At 66.9% G+C, this 21,685-nt stretch carries 25 protein-coding genes and 1 pseudogene; 21 read left to right on the forward strand and 5 right to left on the reverse strand.

What is annotated here, in order from left to right; all coding sequences use genetic code 11:
* The first annotated feature begins 63 nt into the window (after positions 1 to 63).
* The 9 genes from ACYVG2_RS08565 (at position 64) to ACYVG2_RS08605 (ending at position 6,232) form a co-directional block, all read left to right on the forward strand.
* Positions 64 to 228, forward strand: coding sequence for a hypothetical protein (locus tag ACYVG2_RS08565; RefSeq protein ID WP_460780573.1), 165 nt, complete (start codon positions 64 to 66; stop codon positions 226 to 228).
* A gap of 31 nt (positions 229 to 259) precedes the next feature.
* Entirely contained in the window at positions 260 to 1,339 is a 1,080-nt protein-coding gene (locus ACYVG2_RS08570) for an FUSC family protein (RefSeq protein ID WP_460780575.1), read from the forward strand.
* 116 nt (positions 1,340 to 1,455) lie between these two features.
* Positions 1,456 to 1,911 carry an SRPBCC family protein gene (locus tag ACYVG2_RS08575; protein WP_460780576.1) on the forward strand — a complete coding sequence of 152 codons (456 nt, stop codon included), beginning with the start codon at positions 1,456 to 1,458 and terminating at the stop codon, positions 1,909 to 1,911.
* 43 nt (positions 1,912 to 1,954) lie between these two features.
* Positions 1,955 to 2,266, forward strand: a complete 312-nt coding sequence (locus tag ACYVG2_RS08580; protein ID WP_460780577.1) for a DUF7882 family protein — start codon at positions 1,955 to 1,957, stop codon at positions 2,264 to 2,266.
* Between the two features lie 70 nt (positions 2,267 to 2,336).
* Positions 2,337 to 3,320 carry a YihY/virulence factor BrkB family protein gene (locus ACYVG2_RS08585; RefSeq protein WP_460780578.1) on the forward strand — a complete coding sequence of 328 codons (984 nt, stop codon included), beginning with the start codon at positions 2,337 to 2,339 and terminating at the stop codon, positions 3,318 to 3,320.
* Between the two features lie 57 nt (positions 3,321 to 3,377).
* On the forward strand, positions 3,378 to 4,703 hold the full coding sequence (locus tag ACYVG2_RS08590) for an APC family permease (RefSeq protein WP_460780579.1): 1,326 nt from the start codon (positions 3,378 to 3,380) through the stop codon (positions 4,701 to 4,703).
* Positions 4,693 to 5,175 (forward strand): GNAT family N-acetyltransferase, encoded by a 483-nt coding sequence (locus ACYVG2_RS08595; RefSeq protein WP_448966460.1) that lies wholly within the window; start codon positions 4,693 to 4,695, stop codon positions 5,173 to 5,175. Before ACYVG2_RS08590 ends, ACYVG2_RS08595 begins: the two co-directional genes overlap by 11 nt.
* A gap of 92 nt (positions 5,176 to 5,267) precedes the next feature.
* Positions 5,268 to 5,633, forward strand: coding sequence for a hypothetical protein (locus ACYVG2_RS08600; protein ID WP_460780580.1), 366 nt, complete (start codon positions 5,268 to 5,270; stop codon positions 5,631 to 5,633).
* A complete protein-coding gene (locus ACYVG2_RS08605; protein WP_460780581.1) occupies positions 5,630 to 6,232 on the forward strand; it encodes a flavodoxin family protein in 603 nt (200 codons plus the stop codon). Before ACYVG2_RS08600 ends, ACYVG2_RS08605 begins: the two co-directional genes overlap by 4 nt.
* A 1-nt stretch (position 6,233) precedes the next feature.
* Here the strand turns inward: ACYVG2_RS08605 and ACYVG2_RS08610 are convergent, their stop codons facing one another.
* Positions 6,234 to 7,280: an NAD(P)-dependent alcohol dehydrogenase gene (locus tag ACYVG2_RS08610; RefSeq protein WP_460780582.1), complete on the reverse strand. Its 1,047-nt coding sequence runs from the start codon at positions 7,278 to 7,280 to the stop codon at positions 6,234 to 6,236.
* A gap of 245 nt (positions 7,281 to 7,525) precedes the next feature.
* Here ACYVG2_RS08610 and ACYVG2_RS08615 point away from each other — a divergent pair, with 245 nt between their 5' ends.
* The 11 genes from ACYVG2_RS08615 to ACYVG2_RS08665 all read left to right on the forward strand — a co-directional run bounded on the left by ACYVG2_RS08615 (position 7,526) and on the right by ACYVG2_RS08665 (position 18,678).
* Positions 7,526 to 8,560 carry a zinc-dependent alcohol dehydrogenase family protein gene (locus ACYVG2_RS08615; protein WP_460780583.1) on the forward strand — a complete coding sequence of 345 codons (1,035 nt, stop codon included), beginning with the start codon at positions 7,526 to 7,528 and terminating at the stop codon, positions 8,558 to 8,560.
* Positions 8,557 to 9,228 carry a DUF2291 family protein gene (locus ACYVG2_RS08620; RefSeq protein WP_460780584.1) on the forward strand — a complete coding sequence of 224 codons (672 nt, stop codon included), beginning with the start codon at positions 8,557 to 8,559 and terminating at the stop codon, positions 9,226 to 9,228. The genes ACYVG2_RS08615 and ACYVG2_RS08620 overlap by 4 nt, the downstream gene beginning before the upstream one ends.
* Positions 9,225 to 10,748 carry a sugar ABC transporter ATP-binding protein gene (locus ACYVG2_RS08625; protein ID WP_460780585.1) on the forward strand — a complete coding sequence of 508 codons (1,524 nt, stop codon included), beginning with the start codon at positions 9,225 to 9,227 and terminating at the stop codon, positions 10,746 to 10,748. Before ACYVG2_RS08620 ends, ACYVG2_RS08625 begins: the two co-directional genes overlap by 4 nt.
* A gap of 22 nt (positions 10,749 to 10,770) precedes the next feature.
* Positions 10,771 to 11,865: an ABC transporter permease gene (locus tag ACYVG2_RS08630; RefSeq protein ID WP_460780586.1), complete on the forward strand. Its 1,095-nt coding sequence runs from the start codon at positions 10,771 to 10,773 to the stop codon at positions 11,863 to 11,865.
* Positions 11,866 to 11,914: 49 nt separating this feature from the next.
* Positions 11,915 to 12,904 (forward strand): D-ribose ABC transporter substrate-binding protein, encoded by a 990-nt coding sequence (locus tag ACYVG2_RS08635; protein ID WP_448966452.1) that lies wholly within the window; start codon positions 11,915 to 11,917, stop codon positions 12,902 to 12,904.
* Between the two features lie 115 nt (positions 12,905 to 13,019).
* Positions 13,020 to 14,768 carry a dihydroxyacetone kinase family protein gene (locus tag ACYVG2_RS08640; protein ID WP_460780587.1) on the forward strand — a complete coding sequence of 583 codons (1,749 nt, stop codon included), beginning with the start codon at positions 13,020 to 13,022 and terminating at the stop codon, positions 14,766 to 14,768.
* Between the two features lie 2 nt (positions 14,769 to 14,770).
* On the forward strand, positions 14,771 to 15,244 hold the full coding sequence (locus ACYVG2_RS08645) for a ribose-5-phosphate isomerase (RefSeq protein ID WP_448966450.1): 474 nt from the start codon (positions 14,771 to 14,773) through the stop codon (positions 15,242 to 15,244).
* Positions 15,237 to 16,034, forward strand: coding sequence for a triose-phosphate isomerase family protein (locus ACYVG2_RS08650; RefSeq protein ID WP_460780588.1), 798 nt, complete (start codon positions 15,237 to 15,239; stop codon positions 16,032 to 16,034). Before ACYVG2_RS08645 ends, ACYVG2_RS08650 begins: the two co-directional genes overlap by 8 nt.
* Positions 16,035 to 16,047: 13 nt before the next feature.
* Entirely contained in the window at positions 16,048 to 16,866 is an 819-nt protein-coding gene (locus ACYVG2_RS08655; RefSeq protein ID WP_460780589.1) for a DeoR/GlpR family DNA-binding transcription regulator, read from the forward strand.
* A 55-nt stretch (positions 16,867 to 16,921) separates the two neighbouring features.
* The gene (locus tag ACYVG2_RS08660) at positions 16,922 to 18,544 is read left to right on the forward strand and encodes a sodium-dependent transporter (protein ID WP_460780590.1); all 1,623 of its coding nucleotides are present in this window, start codon (positions 16,922 to 16,924) and stop codon (positions 18,542 to 18,544) included.
* A complete protein-coding gene (locus tag ACYVG2_RS08665) occupies positions 18,541 to 18,678 on the forward strand; it encodes a methionine/alanine import family NSS transporter small subunit (protein WP_460780591.1) in 138 nt (45 codons plus the stop codon). The genes ACYVG2_RS08660 and ACYVG2_RS08665 overlap by 4 nt, the downstream gene beginning before the upstream one ends.
* Before the next feature lie 22 nt (positions 18,679 to 18,700).
* Here the strand turns inward: ACYVG2_RS08665 and ACYVG2_RS08670 are convergent, their stop codons facing one another.
* Genes ACYVG2_RS08670 through ACYVG2_RS08685 form a run of 4 tightly spaced genes read right to left on the reverse strand, consistent with a single transcriptional unit; the run spans position 18,701 to position 20,992 of the window.
* A complete protein-coding gene (locus ACYVG2_RS08670) occupies positions 18,701 to 19,702 on the reverse strand; it encodes a cation diffusion facilitator family transporter (RefSeq protein ID WP_460780592.1) in 1,002 nt (333 codons plus the stop codon).
* A complete protein-coding gene (locus tag ACYVG2_RS08675; RefSeq protein ID WP_460780593.1) occupies positions 19,699 to 20,169 on the reverse strand; it encodes a hypothetical protein in 471 nt (156 codons plus the stop codon). The genes ACYVG2_RS08670 and ACYVG2_RS08675 overlap by 4 nt, the downstream gene beginning before the upstream one ends.
* Before the next feature lie 2 nt (positions 20,170 to 20,171).
* Complete coding sequence (locus ACYVG2_RS08680; RefSeq protein WP_460780594.1) at positions 20,172 to 20,858, reverse strand: DUF6766 family protein; 687 nt, start codon at positions 20,856 to 20,858, stop codon at positions 20,172 to 20,174.
* Entirely contained in the window at positions 20,855 to 20,992 is a 138-nt protein-coding gene (locus ACYVG2_RS08685; protein WP_460780595.1) for a hypothetical protein, read from the reverse strand. Before ACYVG2_RS08685 ends, ACYVG2_RS08680 begins: the two co-directional genes overlap by 4 nt.
* A 125-nt stretch (positions 20,993 to 21,117) precedes the next feature.
* Between ACYVG2_RS08685 and ACYVG2_RS08690 the strand changes: the two are divergent.
* Positions 21,118 to 21,684 (forward strand): annotated as a pseudogene (locus ACYVG2_RS08690) (NADPH-dependent FMN reductase).
* The last annotated feature ends 1 nt before the right edge of the window (position 21,685 follow it).

The raw sequence follows: 21,685 nt of genomic DNA on the forward strand, positions 1-21,685 counted from the left end.
GTGCACGACGTCCAGAATGAGGTTCCACGACGATGAGTCCCACGACGATGCACAGGAGGCGCCATGTCCGATCCCCGCGCGATTCCCGACGAGGAGCGACCGTTCATCCCCGAAGAGCGGATCCCGCCGAAGGAGAGCACCGACTTCGACGCCGACAGTGCCGACGCCGACAGCACCGACCCCGACGACGTCGAGAGCGGGCCGGAACCCGCCGACGGCGACGAATGACGATCGGCGGCACGACGACAGGCGGGCGCCGATGCCTTCCGGGGCGACCCGTGAACGGTTCGCAGCCCTGAGCAACGCGTTCCGAGCCCCGCGTCTGCTGTTCGCGGCGAAGGCCGCCCTCGCGGTGGGGATCGCGTGGGCGCTCGCGCCGCACATGCCCGGCGTGACGGACGAGTATCCGTACTACGCCCCACTCGGTGCGCTGCTGAGCATGTACCCGACGTTGATGGAGTCGGCCAAGTCGGGTCTGCAGACCCTGCTGGGCCTCGCCGTCGGCATCGGGCTCGCGCTCGCCGTGGTCGTCACCGTCGGGCCCAACTGGTGGACGATACCCCTCGTCGCAGGCGTGGGCGTGCTGCTCTCCGGCACGGGCTGGTTCGGTGTGGGGCGGGAGTACGTGCCGATAGCGGCGCTGTTCGTACTGATCATCGGCGGTCAGAACTCCGACGACTACTCGCTGGGATATCTCACCCAGATGGCGGTCGGCGTGGCCGTCGGGCTCGCGGTCAACCTGCTGATCCTTCCTCGAGTGCTCACCGGTGTCGCGGCCGCGCGCGTCGACGACTTCCGCACCCAGCTCGCGAGGCACCTGCACGAGATCGGTGAAGCGGTGTCCGAGTCGTGGCCTCCGGAGCGTGACGGGTGGGTGCGCGATGCCTCGGCCCTCGCCGACACGTCGCGTGACGTGCGTCAGGCGCTGGACGAGGCCGACGCCAGCCGGAAGGGCAATCCCCGAGCGATGCGGGGACGGCACGACACGTCCGACGTGCACGACCGTCTCGAGGCGCTCGAGCTCATCGCCGTGCGCATACGCGACATCTCCGACGCCCTCGCCGACGCCATCTGGGAGCGACCGGGCGGACTGGGGCTGAATCCGACGCTGGCCGAGCCTCTGAGCGAGGCCTGCAGACGGGTCGCCGACTGCATCGAACAGGATGAGGACGACAGTGCGGAGGCGCACAGGGCGCGCGAGAACGCCGCGAGAGCCGTGCGGATGCTGCTGGACGAGGTGGATCAGGTTGCCGTCAGCTCCGGCCGCACCATCGGTCCCGGCGTCCTCATCTGCATGCACCTCCGGCGCATCCTCCTGCTCCTTCGCGCGCGTGAATGATGCCGGCGCCGGGGAGCACGCACGATCGCGCATGACGCAGCCCCCGTCAAGCCCCCTGACACGAGCGCGGCGTCACGTGCTGAATGGAACGACAACCGACAAGTGAGGAGAATCTCATGGCGCAGATCATCGAGACCATCGACGTGGATGTTCCCGTCAACGTGGCGTACAACCAGTGGACCCAGTTCGAGAGCTTCCCGGAGTTCCTCGATGAGGTGGTGTCGCTGACGCAGGTCACCGACACTCTCACCCGTTGGAAGGTCGACGTCGGGGGTGTGGAGCGCGAGTTCGACGCGGAGATCACGGAGCAGCATCCCGACGAGCGTGTGGCGTGGACGAGCACGGGCGGCGATACCGCGCACGGGGGAGCGGTGACATTCCATAAACTCGCCGACACCTCGACCCGCGTGAGCGTGCAGCTCGACTGGGAGCCGAGCGGGCTCGTGGAGAGCGTGGGCGCGGCCCTCGGCGCGGGATCTCACGCGGTCAAGAAGGACCTCAAGAACTTCAAGGAATTCATCGAGAGCCGAGGCGCGGAGACCGGTGCGTGGAGGGGTGACGTTGAGAACTGAGGAGGCGTTCGAGACAGCATCCGCCGTGCGCTACGGTCAGCGTATGGGTTCGATTCAGTACGGCGGGTCAGAGGATCCGATCCACATCGAGGACCGCGCTCTGGCGCATCTCAAGGTCGTCATCGCGACCAAGCTGCGTCGCCAGGAGTCGTTCACCCTGTCGTGGAAGCATCCTGAGGGCGACGCGGCCGGACGGTCGACGATCTGGGTCCACCCGTCGATCCCGTTGCGGTTCGTGTTCGATGAACCAGAGGCCGGACCGCTGAACCCTCGGTGGATCGAAGAACTCATGCACACGGCGAACTCGACAGGTGGCATCACCCTCGTCGATGAGGTGCTGGAGACACAGGACTGAGCCCCGCAGCCGCATCAGCGCTCTGTCAAGGGGGCATCACGCCGCGGCGGTGACGGCGCAGAGTGTGGGGATGGCCACACGCTCATGGACCTTCGCGCTCCGGCGGATCCTTCGCGCGTTCGCCGCGGACGGATGCGCTGACGTCGCCGCGAGTCTCGCGTTCTACGCCCTCCTCGCGCTTCTGCCGGCCACGATGGTCGGTTTCTCGCTGCTCAGCGTGCTCGGCCGCGACGACGAGACCGCACGGCTGCTGCTCGACGTCGTGCGCGCGGTGGCTCCTGAGGAAGCTGCAGACGGGGTCGGGGACTTCCTCCGCGAGCTCGCCGATCTGCGAATGTCGGGCCTGCTGCTCGTGTTCGGCGTGCTGCTGTCGATCTGGTCGATGGGACGCTATGTCGCCGCACTCGGACGCGGCATGAACCGGATCTACGGCGTGCAGGAGGGGCGGCCCATCTGGACGCTCAAGCCGACCCAGCTCGCCATCGCCGTGGTCGCCATCCTGTGCGCGGCGATCGCTGTCCTGCTCATCGTCGGCTCGGGGCCCGTCGCGCAGGCACTGGGAGACGCATTCGGGATCGGCGAAGCCGTGCTCCTCGTCTGGCGCATCGCGAGATGGCCGCTGCTGGTGCTGCTCGTGGTGTTCGTCGTCGCGTTCCTCTACTACTTCACACCGAACATCCGGCCGCCGCGCTTCCGTTGGATGAGCCTCGGCGCCGCGGTCGCGATCGTGGTGCTGGCTGTCGCATCCGCGGGTTTCGGCATCTACATCGCCGGCTTCTCGAACTACGACCGCATCTACGGATCATTCGCCGGAGTCATCGTGTTCGCCCTGTGGATGTGGATAGCGAACATGGCGCTGCTCGTCGGGGTGGAGTTCGATGCGGAGGTGGAGCGCATCCGCGAGCTCCGCGCAGGGGTGCCTGCCGAGACCCAGGTGCAGCTTCCCCTGCGCGATGCTCGTCGGATCGCGAAGACGGTGCACAGGGACAGAACAGACGAGGCCAGAGCCCGTCGGATACGCGCCGACGAGGCGGAACCGGGACATACCCCATGAGCACGGGGCGGTGTCAAGGGCCGTGATCCCATCTCGAAGCGACTCTAGGTTGGGGCGATGACGAAACCGACCGAAGCGCCCTCACGACTGCGGCGTGCCATCACCGGGCCCATGCTGTTCGCCTTCATCCTGGGCGACGTGCTCGGTGCAGGGATCTACGCCCTCATGGGCGTGCTCTCGGCCGAAGTGGGCGGGATGCTGTGGGCCCCGCTGCTGCTGGCCCTGCTGCTCGCGCTGCTGACGGCGGGCTCGTACGCCGAACTCGTCACGAAGTATCCGCGTGCCGGAGGCGCGGCAGTCTTCGCCGAGCGCGCGTTCCGCAGCCGCATCGTCTCGTTCCTCGTCGGCTTCAGCATGCTCGCGGCCGGGGTGGTGAGCGCAGCCGGACTCGCGATCGCGTTCGCAGGCGACTATCTCCAGACCTTCCTCCCCGTCCCCGCGATCCCCGCCGCGATGGTGTTCCTCGTCATCGTCGGTGCGATCAACGCGCGCGGTATCCGGGAGTCGATGGGGGCGAACCTCGTGATGACGGCGATCGAGCTGAGCGGACTCGTGATCGTCATCGCGGTCGTCGGATTCTTCGTCGCTGGCGGCGGCGGAGACGCATCGCGCGTGATGCAGGCTCCGGAGGACACCGGCGTCGGGGTGGCGGTGCTGGGCGGTGCGATCATCGCGTACTACTCGTTCGTCGGCTTCGAGACCTCGGCGAACGTGATCGAGGAGGTCAAGGAGCCGTCGAGGTCGTATCCGAAGGCGCTGTTCGCGGCTCTTCTCACGGCCGGCGCCGTGTACGTGCTCGTGGGGCTGGCCAGCGCGGCGGCGCTTCCCCCGGAGGAGCTGCAGCAGTCCAGCGGACCTCTTCTCGCCGTCGTCGAGGCGACCGGAGTGGGTGTGCCGTCCTGGCTGTTCAGCCTGATCGCGCTGATCGCCGTCGCCAACGGCGCATTGCTCACCATGATCATGGCCAGCAGGCTCACGTACGGCATGGCGCAGCAGGGGCTGCTGCCCGACGGCCCCGGACGGGTACTGCCGGGCAGGAGGACTCCCTGGGTGGCGATTCTGGCGACGAGCGTGGTGGCGATGCTGCTGACCCTGATCGGCGATCTCGCGACGCTCGCCGAGACCGTGGTCCTGCTCCTGCTGTTCGTCTTCCTCAGCGCCAACGTCTCCGTGCTCGTGCTGCGGCGGGACAGGGTCGAGCACGATCACTTCCGCGTCTGGACGTTCATTCCCGTGCTCGGTATCGCCTCGTGCATCCTGCTGCTGACCCAGCAGCGCGCCGTCGTGTGGCTCTTCGGCGCCGCACTGCTGCTGGTCGGCCTGGGGCTGTTCGCACTCGCGCAGTGGGCGCGGCGTCGAAACGGGGCGGCACATGACGCATGAGTCGGACGTCGTGCTGTCGCGGATCTCTCCGGCGGACGCCGGTGAGGTGCTCACGGTGCAGCGAGCCGCGTTCGTCTCCGAGGCACTGATCTACGGCACGCCCGACATGCCACCGCTCACGCAGACGCTCGACGAGCTGCGCGCCGAGTTGGCGGATGCGAACGGCTGGGTGGCGAGGATCGGACCACGATTGGTCGGAGCGATCCGCGTGAGGGAGACCGACGATCTGCTGCTCATCGGACGGATCGCCATCGCGCCCGACATGCAGGGCGCGGGAATCGGGAGGGCGCTGCTCGAGGCAGCCGAACACGACTCGCGCGCCCCGGAGGCGGAGCTGTTCACGGGCAGCCTGAGCGAGGCCAACGTGCGCCTGTACGAGAGCTGCGGCTACCGGGTCACTGAGCGCGTCGAGCAGGACGACGGCACGGCTCAGCTCTTCATGCGCAAGCGTCTCGACCCCGGGCTGGCGTGAGCTCTATACCCGCCGAGAAGTCGACGGTCAACCCGCTCGGGTGCGACCAGCGGCGGGCTTAGCGTTGGCCCACCAGAGGAAAGGATGCAACCATGTCGAACCCCAACTTCACGTCGGTTCCGCTTCCCGACGACGACCGCGACGAGCAGGCGACGATGGACGTCGACGGCGACGCCGTGCTCGATCCGGACGCCGACGAGAACCTCATCGACAGCGCCGAAGCCGACCGTCTCGCCAGCGAGGAAGAGTCGTCGCTCAGTGAGCCTGCCGTCGCGGACGAGCCGGATGTGCTCGCCGCCGACGTGCCAGCGGGTGGAGCGGGAGCGGACTCCGGGTCGGTGGATGCGGTCCAGGTCGACCCCGAAGACGAGGCCTCGGTCGCGAACCGTTCACCCATGAGCGACGCTCCTGGTGTCGGCTCCAAGGGGCCGGCCGAGCACGGTGGTGATGCCGCATGAGAGCCCTCGTCGTCAACTGCACCCTCAAGCCGTCGCCTGCGGAGTCGAGTTCAGAGGTGCTCGGCAGCCAGATGTCGACCTTTCTCACCGAGAACGGCGTGACCTGCGAGAGCGTCCGGGCCGTCGACCACATGATCCTTCCCGGCGTCGAGAAGGACATGGGGGAGGGAGACGAGTGGCCGGCATTGCGCGAGAAGGTCCTGGACGCCGACATCCTGGTGTTCGTGACGCCGACGTGGCTCGGTCAGCACTCGAGCGTCGCTCAGCGGGTGCTGGAGCGCCTGGACGCCGAACTGAGCGAGACGGATGCCGAGGGGCGGCCGATCCTGTTCGACAAGGTCGCCGTCGCCGGCGTCCTGGGGAACGAGGACGGTGCGCATCACATCACGGCCGTACTCTTCCAGGCGCTGAACGACGTCGGCTTCACGGTTCCGGCACAGGGCTCGGTGTACTGGAACGGCGAGGCGATGCACACCACCGACTACAAGGACCTGGAGCAGACGCCGGAGAAGGTGAGCGCATCGATCACCACCTCGCTGACCAATGCGATCCACCTGGCGGGGCTCCTGCGCGAGACCGGATACCCGGAGTCCAACTGATCTAGCCGCGCCGGTGAGGTTCCACGACCGATTTGATCGTGCCGGCGTCGGTCGTGGATTCGAGAGCGTCCTTGACGTGGTCGAGTGAGAACGTGCCGGTGACCATCCCGTCCAGGTCGACCTGGCCTGACGCGACGAGGGCGATCGCCGCGGGCCAGGTGTTCGCATAACGGAAGACTCCCGTCAGCACGAGCTCCTTGTTCTGGATCTGAGTGATCGGCAGTGCCAGCTCCGGCAATCCCATGCCGACGAGCACGGCGCGGCCCCCCGGGCGGAGCGAGTCGATCCCGCTGCGCACGGCGGCCGCTGCACCCGAGGCGTCGACGAACGAATCCGCGGCGACGGTGCGCATCGCATCGGCGTCGGTGATCGGGTCGAGAGCGGTGGTCGCCCCGAAACGCAGCGCGGCGTCCCGACGCGCCTCGCTGATGTCCGACACGAGCACTTCGGCTGCGCCGGAAGCTCTGGCCACCTGCGCGACGGCGAGGCCGACCGGTCCTGCTCCGGTGATCAGCACGCGATCGCCGACGGAGAAGCCGGCCTTACGGCCGGTCGCCACGGCCACCGACAGGGGTTCGAGCAGGGCGGCTGCCCAATCGCTCACCGAGTCCGGGATCGCGAACGCGAAATGGCTCTGGATCGTGACGTACTCCTGGAACGCGCCGTCCGTGCCAGGTACGGCGTAGAAGCGCATGTGCGGGTCGAGGTTGTAGTCGCCCCTCAGCGTCTCAGTGGATGTCGTTGACGGATGCTGCGGCTCGATCGAGACCCGCTCGCCGATGCGCTCGGGTGAGACATCCGAGCCCACCGCGACGATCACGCCGCCCGACTCGTGACCGAGCACGAGCGGTTCCTCGACGACCCAGTCTCCGAGGCGCCCTTCATGGAAGAAGTGCACGTCCGAGCCGCATACGCCCACAGCGGTGACCTTGACGAGAACCTCGTCAGGGGACGGCGTCGGCACGCGACGCTCCTGCATCTCGACATGGCCCGCCCGGATCAGCACATTGGCGGCCATGTACTCGGGTACGTGCGTCGTTGCAGTCATGATGCGGTCTCCTCGATGCGGTTCGTCGTTGTCGCGTCAGGCCGTGGCGGGCTCTCTTGACACTCGATATTACCGCGAAGTATGGTGAATGTAACGTGGTCATGTGATTTGATCACAGGAACATAACATGAGAGTTGAGCCTCTCCGCGGGATCCTCGGCACTGCCAGGGGCCCGCCAGTCACATCGACACATCCCGACGACGAGACGGTGTTCGCGTCGCGGGAGACGCAGATCGGGAGCAAAGATGCGAGCAGTTGTATTCACGGCGGAGGGGCAGCTGTCCCTCGAAGAGCGGCCGAAGCCCACGCCCGGCTACAAGGAGATCCTGATCGAGACCGCGGCGGTCGGTATCTGCGGAACCGACACGCACGTCTTCGACGGCGAGTTCGAGGGCACCGTCTTCCCGCTCGTTCCCGGTCATGAGGCGACCGGTACGATCGTCGCGCTCGGCGAAGGCGTCAACAGCGGTGTGTTCGACTTCAAGGTCGGTGACCACGTCGCGATCAACCCCAGCACGACCTGCGGCGAGTGCGAGTTCTGCCTCAACGGGCACCAGAACCTCTGCCGGTTCTGGAACGGATTGGGCGTCGTCGCCTCAGACGGCGCATCCCAGGAGTTCTTCACGGCGCCGGCCGGCAACGTGTACAAGCTCAAGCCCGAGACCGACCTCTACCAGGCCGCCCTCATCGAGCCGCTCGCCTGCGCCATCCGCGGCTGGGACGTGCTGCCCCGCCGCATCGGCGACCACGTGCTCGTCTACGGCGCAGGCACGATGGGGCTGCTGATGGCGCAGTTGGCCACGCGCGCCGGTGCGGCATCGGTGAGCATCGTCGACCTGAACGCCGACCGCCTCGCGGTCGCCGAGGAGTGCGGCATCGAGCTGCGCTACACATCGGCCGACGACGCCGATCGCGAGAAGTGGGACGTGGTGATCGACTGCACCGGAAACCTGCGCGCGATCGAAGACGCGCTCACCCGCGTCAAGCCGGCAGGGTTCTTCCAGGACTTCGGCGTCGCTCCCGCCGACGGCACCGCGAAGTTCTCGCCGTTCCGCGTGTACCGCGACGAGATCTCGATCGTCGGGACGATGGCGGTGCTCAACTCCTTCGCGCGCGCGGTCGAGATGTTCGAGGCAGGAGCGATCAATGCGAAGGCCATGATCAGCCACTCCTTCATCCTCGACGACTACGAAGAGGCATTGGAGCTGTTCCGTCGTGGTTCGGGCCGCAAGCTCCAGATCCGCCCGAACGACACCGAGTCCAGGGTGCTGATCCCGTGAGCGCGTCGACCACCGCGAGTGCACCGGTGAAGAAGCCGCGTCGATCGCTGTCGCCCGGCGCCAAGCGCGGCATCTGGATCGGCGTCGTCGTCCTCGTGATCCTCGGCCTGGTGCTGGGAACGCGGGTCGTACCGGCCGATGACCCGCTTGCGCAGGGCACGCAGAAATTCGACCCGGCCACATACGGCGCCGAGGAGTTTCCCACGGTCCAGTCCGAGATCGTCGATCGCGCCGTCGAGGCCGACGTCCTCGCCGCGGCCGTCGCGGCAGACCCGGCAGCGGCTGCTGAGGAATACGCGGTGCAGAGCTCCGGCGGTCCCGTGTACAGCACGACGTTCACCGGCGTCGTCGGCGAAGGTCAGTCCGGCATCTACGAGGTGGCTGTCGAGGGCTTGCCCGCAGACCTCCTGATCCGTGTCCAGACCGGTCCCGCCGTCAACGGCACCGAGCTGCGCGATGCGACCGGCGAGATCGAATTCGGTCAGTTCGTCAACCAGATCGACTTCCAGAACGCCGCGGCGGCACTGAACGAGGAACTGAAGGCGCAGGTGCTGGCCGACATCGACACGACGGCCCTGACGGGCAAGACGATCGAGGTCACCGGCGCCTTCACCCTGATCAATCCGAGCTCCTGGCTCGTCACCCCGGTCGAACTGAGCGTGCAATGAGCGACGATTTCGACGACGTCGTCCTCGAGGCGCGCAATGTCGTCAAGACGTACGGCGGCACGAGGGCGCTGAAGGGCGTGAACTTCGAGATCCGTCGTGGGACGGTGACGACCCTCTTCGGAGAGAACGGCGCCGGCAAGTCGACGCTGATGAAGATCCTCTCCGGCGTCGAGCAGCCGACCTCCGGTGAGATCATCCTCGACGGCGAGCCGGTCGTGTTCCATTCCACGAACGACGCGCGCGAGCGCGGCATCTCGATCATCCATCAGGAACTGAGCCTCGCCCCCAACCTCTCGGTGCGCGACAACATCTTCATGGGGCGCGAGATCACGGGGCCGTTCGGGATCGACTTCGCGGAAGAGGCGCGGCAGACGCGGCAGCTCCTCGCCGATCTGCTTCCCGGTGTCGAGCCCGACACCCACGTCAACGATCTGCGGGTCGGCCAGCAGCAGATCATCGAGATCGCTCGCGCACTCTCGGTGAACTCGCGCATCCTCATCATGGATGAGCCGACTTCCGCTCTCGCCGCAGCGGAGGTGGAGATCCTCTTCGGGATCATCCACGACCTCACCGCCCGCGGTGTCGCCATCGTGTACATCTCCCACCATCTCGAGGAGGCGCTCGAGATCACCGATCACGCCGTCGTCCTGCGGGACGGAACCATGACCGCGAAGGACGAACGGGCCAACATCGATCTCGAGTGGATCGTGCGGAACATGGTCGGAGACAACTTCGACCTCGGATCCCCGCCCACCGGATACGAGTTCGGCGACACGATCCTCAGCATCCGCGACCTCCGAGTCCTCGACCCGGAGAACCCGGAGCGCTCGATCGTGAACGGCCTCAGCCTCGATGTGCGGGCGGGCGAGATCGTCTGCCTGTACGGGCTGATGGGTGCCGGGCGCACCGAGCTGCTCGAGGCCGTCGCCGGTCGCGATCGCATCGACGGCGGCGAGATCCTGCTCGACGGCACGGCGCTCGGCGACGACACGATCGCGGAGCGGATCGCTCTCGGGATCGGACTCGTACCGGAGGATCGCCAGCGCGATGGTCTCGTGCAGACCTTCGACGTCGGCACGAACCTCACCCTCGCCAGCCTCGGCGACTCGCTGCGCAACGGCGTGCTCTCGCGCCGCGTCGAGAAGAAGATCGCACAGGACCTCATCCGCACGGTCACCGTGAAGACGCCCGGACCCGAACTGCCGATCGGCTCGCTCTCGGGCGGCAATCAGCAGAAGGTCGTCATCGGGAAGGTCATCGCGACCGATCCGCGCGTGATGCTCCTCGACGAACCGAGCCGAGGCATCGACATCGGCGCCAAGGGCGAGGTGTTCCGCCTTCTCGCCGAGCGTGCCCGCGAGGGGCTCGCCGTCGTGTACTCGACATCCGAGGTGGGCGAATGCCTCAGCATCGCCCACCGCATCATCGTCCTGCGACGCGGCCAGATCTCCGCCGAGTTCGGTCCGGACGCCACGAAGGAAATGATCATGGCCGCCTCCGGCGAGGCCGTGGCCGCCTAGAGAACTTGAGAACGGACCGACAATGACGACGACAACGACCGCCATCCTCGAGAACAAGAAGAAGTTCTCGTTCACACGAGTGCTCATCGAAGGCAGGGCGTTCCTCGCCCTGATCCTGATCATCGTGGTGTTCTCACTGATGTCACCGAACTACCTCACCTTCGACAACATCCTGATCATGGCGTCGCACGTCGCGATCTACGCCATCCTCGGCCTCGGGATGCTGCTGGTCGTGCTCAACGGCGGCATCGATCTCTCCGTGGGCTCGACTCTGGGCTTCTCCGCAGTGATAGCCGGCTTCCTGATGCAGGGCGTGCCGATCAACATCTTCGGCGTGATCCTCTACCCGAGCATCCCCGTGGTCGTCGTGATCTCCTGCGCTGTCGGCGCAGCGGTGGGTCTCGTCAACGGAATCCTGGTGTCGAAGTTCAAGGTCGCTCCTTTCGTCGCGACGTTGGGCATGCTCTACGTGGTGCGCGGGCTCGCGCTCCTGATGACCAACGGTCTGACGATCAACGACCTGTCGGGCGACGAGGCACTGGGCAACACGGGCTTCAACTGGCTCGGCTTCAACCGCGTCCTGAACATCCCGATCGGCGTCATCATCATGATCCTGATCGCGATCGTGCTCGGCTTCCTCCTCGGGCGCACGCGCTTCGGTCGCTGGCTGTACGCATCAGGAGGCAACGAGCGCGCGGCCGAGCTCTCGGGTGTGCCGGTGCGCGGCGTGAAGATCTGGGTCTACGTGATCTCGGGCATCTGCGCCGCCATCGCCGGTCTCATCCTCGCCTCGACCCTCACCAGCGCCAGCCCGACGGCCGGCAACACCTACGAGCTGACGGCGATCGCCGCGGTCGTGATCGGCGGCGCATCACTGATGGGCGGCCGGGGCAATGTGCGCGGCACGCTGCTCGGCGCCTTCGTGATCGGCTTCCTCTCCGACGGCCTCGTCATCGTGGGCGTCTCCGCGTACTGGCAGATGGTCTTCATCGGCGCCGTGATCGTCGTCGCAGTGCTGCTGAACAGCCTGCAGTACGGCCGTCGTCGTCGCCCCGCTGCCGCCACGCCGCCCGCGAAGGCGACCCCGCCGGTCGCGGAGCCTGCCGCGACGAGCTGATCCGCATCCACAGAACCTGCAACACCCACCAAGAGAAAGGACGCATCAAATGATGCGCAAGAAGGCAATCGCCTCGATCATCGCCACAGGTGCGCTGATCATCTCGCTCGCCGGATGCGCCGGAGGCAGCACGGACGCTCCTCCGACGGATGCCGAAGGCGGAGAAGCCGGCGGTCTCATCACCATCATCGTGAACGACCCGGCGAACCCCTACTGGAAGACGGAGGGGGATGTCGCCGCCGCAACGGCGGAGGAACTCGGCTACGAGTCCAGCGTCGGCGCGCACAAGGGCGACACGAACACAGAGAACACCCTCATCGACACGGCGATCTCGAACAAGTCGGTCGCGATCATCCTCGACCCGGCCAACGCCGACGGGTCGATCGCCGCGGTCAAGAAGGCGGAAGCTGCGGGAATCCCTGTGTTCCTCGTGAACGCCGAGATCAACGAGGCCGGCATCGCCAAGGCGCAGCTCGTCTCCAACAATGCTCAGGGAGCCGCACTCGGCGCCCAGGAGTGGGTGTCTCAGATGGGCGAAGCCGGTGACTACGTCGAGCTGTTCGGTGCTCCCTCCGACAACAACGCGCAGACCCGCTCCAACGGCTTCCAGACCGTGATCAGCCAGTACCCCGAGCTGGTCGAGGTCGGCGAAGAGGTCGCGGACTGGGACCGCACGAAGGGTCACGACAAGATGCAGTCGCTGCTGCAGTCCAACCCGTCGCTGACCGGAGTCATGTCGGGCAACGACGAGATGGCTCTCGGCGCGATCGCCGCCCTCAAGGAAGCAGGCAAGCTCGAGGGCGTCGTCGTCGGCGGCTTCGACGGCGCGCCGGATGCCGTCTCCGCTGTCATCGCGGGGGAGATGGCGTACACCGTCCTCCAGCCCGTCGCGGTGTTCTCGAAGAAGGCCGTCGAGCTCGCTGACGAGTACATCCGCACCGGTACCGCGCCGGAGACCGAGAAGCAGTCGTTCGACTGCATCCTCATCACGAAGGACAACGCCGACAAGATGACGGAACCCTTCACCTACACCGAGTAATCCGCACCGCGCTCCCGTGCGGTGAACACGGGGGCTGGTGCCGTTCGGCATCCGCCCCCGTCCACACACTTCGCCCCTCGCGGGCACTGATCTCAAGTCACTGACGAGAGGCAACATGAGTTACGTTCTGAACGACCCCGCCGATTTCGCGGACGAATCCGTGATCGGCTTCGTCGCCGCCCACAGCGCACTCGTGCGGCGGGTGCCCGGTGGTGTCGCCCGCGCGCAGGCCACGCCGTCCGGGCAGGTCGCCGTCGTCATCGGCGGCGGATCAGGACACTATCCGGCGTTCGCCGGCCTCGTCGGAGCCGGCCTCGCCCACGGCGCCGCGATGGGCAACGTCTTCGCCTCGCCGAGCGCGCAGCAGATCTACTCCGTGGCCAAGTCCGTCGCGACGGAGGCGGGCGTCCTCCTCAGCTACGGGAACTACGCCGGCGACGTGCTCAACTTCGATCAGGCCGAGAAGCGGCTGCGCGATGAGGGCATCCCGTGCCGCACAGTGCGGGTGACGGACGACATCTACAGCGCCTCACCGGCGGAGAAGTCCAAACGGCGAGGCATCGCCGGAGACCTCGCCGTGTTCCGCGCGGCGTCGTGGGCGGCTGAGGAGGGCATGTCTCTCGACGACGTCGCCGAGATCGCAGCCCGTGCCAACGAGCGCACCCGGTCGATCGGCGTCGCGTTCTCCGGATGCACGCTCCCCGGAGCATCCGAGCCGCTCTTCACCGTCCCCTCCGGGCACATGGCCGTCGGGATGGGGATCCACGGGGAACCGGGTATCTCCGTCGTGCCGCTGCCGTCTGCACGCGACATCGCGGCACTGCTCGTCGAAGGGCTGCTCGCGGAGGTGCCTGACGGCGTCTCCGTCGACGGTGCGCGCGCCGCGGTCATCCTCAACGGACTCGGCGCGGTCAAGTCCGAAGAGCTGTTCGTGATCTACGCCACGGTGATCGAGCTCCTGGCAGAGGCCGCAGTCACGATCGTCGAGCCCGAGGTCGGCGAGTATGCGACGAGCTTCGAGATGGCGGGCGTCTCACTGACCCTGTTCTGGCTGGACGATGAGCTGGCCACCGCATGGTCATCACCTGCGTACACGCCGGCGTACCGCAAGGGCGCCGTAAAGTCATCCGGCGCGGATGCCGTGGCCGATGCTGTCCAGGACGCAGGCTTCGATGCCGAGGCCATCCCTGTCGCATCGCCCGACTCCGTCGAGGTCGGCGCGGTCGCCCTCGCGATCATCGACGCGATCCGCGACATGATCGATCGCGACGTCGACGAACTCGGCCAGTTGGATTCGATCGCGGGCGACGGCGACCACGGCATCGGCATGCAGCGTGGCGCGCGCGCCGGCGCTGCGGCCGCCCGTGAAGCCGTCACCGCCGGAGCGGGCGCGGGCACAGTGCTCAGCCGCGCGGGAGATGCGTGGGCCGACAAGGCCGGCGGCACCTCCGGTGCCCTCTGGGGTGCCGCCCTCCGGGCAGCGGGGGAGCGCATCGGCGACGACGTCAGACCACAGGGGCACGATGTCGCGGCGGCGGTCGACGCCGCACGAGCGGCCATCCAGAGCTACGGCAAGGCCGCGGTCGGCGACAAGACCATGGTCGATGCGCTGGTGCCCTTCGCCGAGGGACTGACCTCGCGCGTGGCGGCCGGCACTCCGCTGGCGTCGGCATGGGCAGCCGCAGCTGCCGAGGCCACGAGCGCGGCAGAGGCGACATCCGCTCTTCTTCCGCGTATGGGGCGTGCACGCCCTCACATGGAGAAGAGCCTCGGCACTCCCGACCCCGGCGCGATCTCGCTCGCGCGGGCGATGACCGTTGCGGGCCAGGTGCTCGCAGACGACAGCAGAACAGAGAAGGACTGAACATGACACGTGAATGGCGAATCGTCGTCGGATCCGACGATGCGGGGTTCGAGTACAAGGAAGCCCTCAAGAAGGACCTGCTGAACGACCCGCGGGTCGCCGAGGTCATCGATGTCGGCGTCGACGCGAGCGGGGGCACGGCATACCCCGTCGTCGCGATCGCGGCGGCGGAGAAGGTCCGTGCGGGTGAGGCAGACCGGGCTCTGCTCGTGTGCGGCACCGGTCTGGGCGTCGCGATCGCGGCGAACAAGGTGCCGGGGATCCGCGCCGTCACGGCCCATGACAGCTACAGCGTCGAGCGCAGCGTGCTCAGCAACAACGCTCAGGTGCTGACATTCGGACAGCGAGTGGTGGGGCTGGAACTGGCACGCCGTCTGGCGCGCGAATGGCTCGGATACGAGTTCGATGAGTCGTCCGCATCGGCGCAGAAGGTGGCGGTCATCGACGGGTACGAGGCCACGGGGACCTGTGGCTGACGACGGCGAACCGTCTCGCGCTCCGCTGCAGGATGCCGGCCGGCCGGTTCTGCTCGGAGCGAGCCTCAAGCTCTATCTCGACATCGACGCGACCGTGGCGTGGGCGGAGTCGCTCGCAGCGATCGCACGCGCGCACCCTGCCGTCATCTCCGGAGAGGTCGGCCTCTTCGTGCTGCCTTCGCTGCCTGCGCTGGACCGCGTGATCGCGGCCGTCGCAGGATCGCCCATCGCGGTCGGAGCCCAGGACCTGTTCTGGGCCGACCGGGGCGCATACACGGGGGCGGTCAGCGGAGCCGACCTCGCACGTCTCGGATGCCGGTACGTCGAGGTCGGTCACGCGGAAAGACGCCATGTCTTCGGTGAGGACGAGACGGTCATCCGGCGAAAGCTGGCGGCCGCGGTACGCAACGGACTCACTCCGGTGCTCTGCGTCGGCGAAGTCACGCGGCAATCCGCCGTGTCTGCGGCTGAGACCTGCATCCAGCAGATCGAATCGGCGGTCGCCGACGCCGGCGAGCTCAGCGACCTCGTCGTCGCCTACGAACCCGAGTGGGCGATCGGTCAGGCCGAACCCGCTTCGCCCGATCACGTGACAGAGGTCGCCGGCCGATTGCGCTCCCATCTGGCGCAGCGCGGCCTCGACCACGCGGCAGTCATCTACGGCGGCAGCGCCAAACCCGGACTGCTGAGTACGCTCGGGTCAGGTGTCGACGGATTGTTCCTCGGCCGATTCGCCCACGAGCCGCAGGCGTTCGCGAGCATCATCGACGAGGCCGTCAGCACACGCTGAAGTGGAGAAGAACGTGACGACCAGCAGTTCCCCCGCCGTGCCATCGCGAACGGACCGACAGCAGTCGCGTCAACTCGCCATCAGCGAGGCCGTGATGGCCGCCGGATCCCTGCGCATCGAGCAGATCGCCGAGCGGTTCGGCATCAGCGTGATGACGGTCCATCGCGACCTCGACGAACTGGAGGATCGGGGACTGCTGCGCAAGAGCAGAGGGGTCGCCACCGCGAGCTCCACGGCGCTGGTCGAATCCAGCGATGTGTACCGCGTGGGGCGTCAACAGGCTGAGAAGGAGGCGATGGCGGTCGCGGCCATGGAGTTCGTCGAGCCGGGGCAGGCGATCATCCTCGACGACTCGACATCGACCATGCATCTGCTTCCGCACCTGCACACCAAGACGCCCCTCACCGTCATCACCAACACGTTGACGATCATGAACGACCTGCGGGGTATGCGCGGCATCGAAATGATCGGCCTCGGCGGAGAGTTCTACAACTGGTGCAGCTCGTTCATGGGGCGCATCACCGTGCGGGAGATCGCGGAGCTGCGCGCCGATCTCTTCGTGATGTCGACCTCGGCCATCGTGGACGACATCTGCTTCCACCAGACGCTGGAGACCGTCGACGTGAAGCGGGCGATGTTCGAGTCGGCGAGCAAACGGGTGCTGCTGGCGGATCGGACGAAGTTCGAGAAGCGCGCGCTGCACGCGATGCTGCCGCTGGCCGACTTCGACGTCGTCGTCGTCGACGCCGCGACGGATCGCCGGCACATCGATCGGATGCAGGACGCCGGCGTCAACGTGCACATCGCACGCCGTCCGGCCGTCGCTCGCTGAGCGGACCTGGCGCGCTTCGCGACGCGCGCATCCGGTCTGAGGTAACGTCTCGGGCATGGCCACCGCAACGACGCAGACCCGCAGACGTGAGGCATTCGGCTCACGCAATGTGTTCATCCTCTCGGCGATCGGCTCCGCCGTAGGCCTGGGGAACATCTGGCGCTTCCCCTACGTCGCCTACGAGGGCGGCGGCGGCGCCTTCCTCATCCCGTACCTGTGCGCGCTGCTGACCGCCGGCATCCCGCTGCTCTTCTTCGACTACGCGATCGGGCACCGCTTCCGCGGCTCGGCCCCGCTCGCGTTCCGCCGCATCCACCGTGCCGCAGAGCCGCTCGGATGGTGGCAGGTGCTCATCTGCGTCGTGATCGCCGTGTACTACGCGGTCATCATCGCGTGGGCGGCCATGTACACCTGGTTCTCCGCCCGGCTCACGTGGGGGCCGGGCAATGAGAACGACTTCTTCTTCACCGACTTCCTGCAGTCCGCCGACGTCGCCGAAGGCGGCATCTCGACGGACTTCGTGCCGCAGGTCGGCATCCCGCTGGTCGTCGTCTGGCTCGTCGTGATCGTGATCATGGCGCTCGGCGTCAAGCGCGGCATCGGCAGGGCGAACATGATCCTGATGCCGCTGCTCACGGTCATGTTCGCGATCCTCGTCGTGCAGTCGCTGTTCCTGCCGGGCGCCATGGAGGGCCTCAACGCGTTCTTCACCCCCAACTGGGAGGCGTTGGCCGATCCGGGCGTATGGGCGTCCGCGTACGGTCACATCTTCTTCTCGCTGTCGGTCGCCTTCGGCATCATGGTGACCTACTCGTCGTACCTCAAGCGCAAGACCGACCTGACAGGCTCCGGTCTCGTCGTGGCATTCGCCAATTCGGGCTTCGAGATCCTCGCCGGAATCGGTGTCTTCGCCGCACTCGGGTTCATGGCGCAGGCACAGGGCACAGACGTGTCCGGTGTGGCATCCTCGGGGATCGGACTCGCGTTCGTCGCGTTCCCGACCATCGTCTCGCAGGCGACCGGCGGCTCGATCATCGGCGTGCTGTTCTTCGGGGCGCTCGTGTTCGCTGGCATCACCTCGCTCATCTCCATCCTCGAGGTGATCGTCGCTGCCCTCCAGGACAAGCTCGGCTGGAGTCGTGTGCGCACCACCCTCACGGTGTCGATCCCGCTCGCGGTGATCTCGATGGCGCTGTTCTCCACGACGACCGCGTTGACGGTGCTCGACACGGCTGACGCCTTCGTCAACGCCTTCGGCATCATGGCCGTCGCCCTCGTGGCGGTCATCGTCGTCGCCTGGGTGTTCTACAAGCTGCCCGTGCTGAAGGAGCACCTCAACCGACGATCGAGCTTCCGCGTCGGCCGGATCTGGATGCTGCTGGTCGGGGTGCTCGCACCGGTCGTACTCGGCTATCTGCTCATCAGCGAACTCGTCACGAAGATCTCGGAGCCCTACGGCGGGTACCCCACCTGGTTCCTCGGCGTCTTCGGCTGGGGCATGGTGATCGCACTGGTCGTGATCGGAGTCCTGCTCTCGCTCATGCCGTGGAGCGGACGCTCGCACGCCAAGGACGACCCTGACTACGACGAGTTCCTCGTCGACGAGCATTACGACCCCGACCCGGAGACCGACACCATCCGGATCGCAGCGACGCACGAGAAGGGAGCGGGCGCATGACCACGACGGCAATCATCATGATGATCATCGCGATGGTCACGGTCTGGGGCGGACTGATCGCCGCGATCGTGAACCTCGCACGGCACCCTGAGGCCGCGGAGACCGAGCCGGACACGTTGCGCGTCGAGCTCTGAGCCTGCGCCCGAGGGCAGACGCTCACCCGATCGTCGAGTCGTTCTCGGGTCGCAGGCCCGTGTCCGCCTCGTCGGGGAGGGCGCTGCCGGCGATGACCACCACGTCCTGGATCTTCCAGTCCAGTCGGGCGATGCTCTCCGAGACCTCGTCGATCCGCGCGATCGGCACACGCCGCCGACGCGGGACGATGAACGCCTCGACGTGGAACACCTGCCCCTGATCGCGCATGCGCACCGCGGCATCCCGGATCCAGGGCTGCGCGCGGAGATGCTCGACGATCTCGCGCGCGAGCGGATGCGGTTCCTTGTCGTCGTAGCTGCGCGCGCGCTGATCCATGAGATCGATCACGGCACCCTTGGTGTTGCGCACTCCGTCCCAGATGATGCCGAGCGAGATGAACAGCGCCGCGACGCCGTCGAGCCACCACAGGCCGAACCCGACGCCGAGAACGCCGACGATCGAGGCTGCATTGGTCTGCCAATCAGCCTTCGCCATATCGGAGTCGGCGTAGAGGAGCTTGTTGTGCAGCACGGGCGCGAGCTTCGCCTTGGCCCGACCGTAGATGAACGGGCCGATCACGATGACGCTCATGACGGCGATCATCAGCCAGCCCAGCCAGATCGTCTGCCCGAAGACGACGACGGTGCCGATCGTGGGATGCTCCGTCGCCACGAGCCCGGAGACGGCCTCGTAGGCGAGGTTCAGCCCGACGGCGAGCAGAGCGACGCCCGCCACCATGTGCCCGACGCCCATCGCTCTATGCATTCCGTACGGGTGGCGCAGGCTCGGCCGCCGCCGCACGAAGATCAGGGCGACGAGGAACGCGATCTGCGGGATGAGCGAGAGCATGTCCTCGATCCACGCGGTGCGCATGGCCTGCGAGTCCCCGACCACGAACGCGACGAGGACGATCGTGACGATCGTGTACGAGATGGTGGCGTACTCCCACCGCACGGCCTTCCTCAGAGCCTCCCGCTGCTCGGCGGGCAGATCGGTCCGGCCGAAGCGGTGATACGCGCTCATGGTCCGACCTCGGTGTCGAGGAACGTCTCCAGGCTCGTGAGGAATGCATTCTCGCCGAGAGGGACGAACATCACGATCGCGCGGTTCTCGGCACCGTCGATCCCCTGGTATCCGCGTGTGACGCCGACTCGGTCGGCCCATGGCGTCTGGTCGGTGAGCCCGCCGACCACGAGATCCAGGTCACCTTCCTCCAGCATGACGACGAGCGTCTCTTCGCTGCCGACCGTCCAGTCGACCTCCGCGTCGAGCGACGCGGCGAATCCGTCGACGAGATCGACGAGCGGTCCGGTCGGAGTCGCACCGGATGCATCGGCGAGCCCCTCGTCGGCGGAGACGCCGACCCGCAATTCGCCGCCGGTGACGCTGTGCAGTGTGCCGTCGGGATCGGTGGGCACCGTGATCCCGCATCCGGTCAGAGATGCGATCATCACCAGCGCAAGAAGCGCACCTCGCAGGCGAGCGGTCATCGTCACTCCGATTCAACGCTGCTGATGTGGTGCGGAACCCCCACCGGCTTGGATTCGCTCGAGCCGCGCTGGCGCAGGTAGATCGACAGCGCCACCATCGCGCCCACGGCGAGGAACTCGGACTGCCAGTTCTGCAGGGTGCGGTTCCAGAAATCGGCGGACATGAGGTAATCACCCCAGCTCTCCGGCGGCATTGCGTGCTGCGCGTTCTCCTGGTTGGCGACGACGTGGCCCGCGAGCGACTGCGCCAGCCACGAGAACAGGAACACTGCCCCCATCGCCATCAGCAGCGAGTTGGAGTAGATCCACAGCCGTACGCCCCGCACCTTGGCCCAGCGCGGCGAGTCCGGTTCGGCGTGCTCTCCCACGAGCTGCTCCTCGTCGGTACCCGTGCCCTCGTCGCCGGGCTTCTTCGACTCGGGTGAGCCGCGCTGGATGAGCCAGATGGTCGCGAGGATGAACAGGAAGAACTGCAGGAACTCGGACTGCCAGTTCTCTGCGACGTCGATCACGAATTCGGAGGAGGTGACGAAGTCGAAGAAGCCCACCGGGGGCTGCCCGTGCTGGGAGAGCTGCTCGTTGTTGTACGCGTGCCCAGCGATCGCCTGCCCGACGATCGCGAGCGCGAAGATGATCAGGAAGGCGAGGCTGAGGCTGCTGCTGCGAAGGAAGCGACGTACGCCGATCACCGTCCCACCAGCGGCAGGGCGATCATGACGACCAGCCCGGCGACGATGATCACCGTCCAAGACCAGAATGCGGTGCGCATGGCGACCCGTGGCACGTGGTTGTCCGGCACGTCTGCTCCTCTCGTGATGGACACGATCCTCGCCCACACCGTCGCGCGGGGGAGCACCCTTGACAACGGTGCATCGGATGGGAAAGGGGGTACCGTTCCCGGCGCTCGGGGCGCACACTGGTGTCTTCACTCAGTCGAGAGGAGCACAGATGTCGTACAGAATCGGATATTTCGTCGGAAGCCTGTCGTCCAGATCGATCAACAGGGTGCTGTCGAAGGCACTGATGCAGGTGGCCCCGGATGAGCTGGAGTTCGCGGAGATCCCGATCGGCGACCTGCCCCTGTAGAGTCCCGATCACGATGACGACTATCCGGCCGAGGCGCGTGCGCTGAAGCAGGCCATCAGCGCGAGTGACGCGATCCTGTTCGTGACTCCGGAGTACAACCGATCGATCCCCGGCGCGCTCAAGAACGCGATCGACTGGGCGTCACGGCCGTGGGGGCAGAACTCGTTCGATCACATGCCCACCGCGGTGATCGGTGCATCCATCGGCGTCATCGGCACCGCGGTCGCGCAGCAGAGCCTCCGCGCGGTCCTCGCGTTCTGCAACACGCGTCACATGACCTCGCCGGAGGCGTACATCCATTTCACCGAAGAGGTCTTCCATGAAGACGGCACGATCACGAAGCCGGACACCGAGGAATTCCTCCGCACGTACATGAACGAGTTCCGTGATCATGTGCAGCGGGTGCTGACGGTGCTGCCGCGCAGGTGAC

This window comes from Microbacterium shaanxiense (assembly GCF_054779995.1).